The organism is Streptomyces sp. NPDC017979 (genome assembly GCF_044328175.1).
Lineage (GTDB): Bacteria > Actinomycetota > Actinomycetes > Streptomycetales > Streptomycetaceae > Streptomyces.
Map to the genome: position 1 here is coordinate 1 of NZ_JBIRGU010000036.1, position 1,275 is coordinate 1,275.

At 68.7% G+C, this 1,275-nt stretch carries 1 protein-coding gene and 1 pseudogene; both read left to right on the forward strand.

Annotated features, from left to right (window positions below; all coding sequences use genetic code 11):
• A partial coding sequence (locus ACH4E8_RS35135) for a TatD family hydrolase (protein WP_398455786.1) occupies positions 1–693 on the forward strand: 693 nt, incomplete at its 5' end.
• Positions 694–709: 16 nt separating this feature from the next.
• A pseudogene (locus ACH4E8_RS35140) lies at positions 710–1,275 on the forward strand (xylose isomerase); the annotation flags it as partial.

Sequence of the window (1,275 nt, forward strand, 5' to 3'; positions counted from 1 at the left end):
CTGCTCGGTTGGGAGCCCTACCGCGCGGCGCAGTACGGCATTGCGCACCATTGCACCATTGCTTTGAATCCGAAGGAGGCCAACGATCCCCGCTGCATCCCGGTCCTTGACGAGTTGCCCCGCTACCTCGTGAAGGATGGCGTGGTCGCGGTCGGTGAGATCGGTTATGACTCGATGACCCCGGCCGAGGACGCCGCATTCGCCGCCCAACTGCAACTCGCGGCTGACCATGGCCTGCCCGCCCTGGTCCACACCCCGCACCGCGACAAGCTCGTGGGGTTGCGCCGCACGTTCGACGTGGTGGCCGAGTCGGAGTTGTCCGTCGATCGGGTGTTGGTCGATCACCTCAACGAGACCACGGTCGAACCGGCTCTGGACAGTGGCTGTTGGCTGGGGTTCTCCGTCTACCCGGACACGAAGATGGACGAGGAGCGGATGGTCGCCGTCCTCACCACCTACGGCATCGAACGGATGCTGGTGAACTCGGCTGCCGACTGGGGCAAGAGCGATCCGTTGAAGACCCGCAGGGTGGGCGAGGCCATGCTCGCCGCCGGCTTCGACGAGGACGACGTCGACCAGGTCCTGTGGCGCAACCCGGTCGCGTTCTACGGACTCAGCGGCCGGCTCTCCTTGGAACTCACGGAACCCGAGACGCTGCACGAGGGCAACTCCATCCTCCGCGGCGGGCAATGACGAAGGAGGAGCACCGATGCGCTTCCGCCACCCCGACGGCACCACGGTCCACCTCTCCTACTGCACCAACGTCCACCCCGCCGAGACCTTGGACGGGGTCCTCGCCCAGCTGCGCGACCACTGCGAACCGGTCCGCAAACGCCTCGGCCGCGACCGCCTCGGCATCGGACTGTGGCTCGCCAAAGACGCCGCCCGCACCCTGACCTGCGACCCCGCAGCCCTACGGGGACTACGCGCCGAACTCGACCGCCGCGGCCTGGAAGTCGTCACCCTCAACGGCTTCCCCTACGAAGGGTTCGGCGCCGAGGAGGTCAAATACCGCGTCTACCGACCCGACTGGACCGACCCCGAACGCCTCGCCCACACCACCGACCTCGCCCGCCTCCTCGCCACACTCCTCCCCGACGACGTCACCGAAGGCACCATCTCCACCCTGCCCCTCGCCTGGCGCACCCGGTACGACGGCGCGGCGGCCAGCGCGGCACGGCGCGCCCTGATGATGCTCGCGGAGCGCCTGGACGCCCTGGAGGAGCTCACCGGCCGGTCGATCAGGATCGCGCTGGAGCCGGAGCCCGGCTGCGC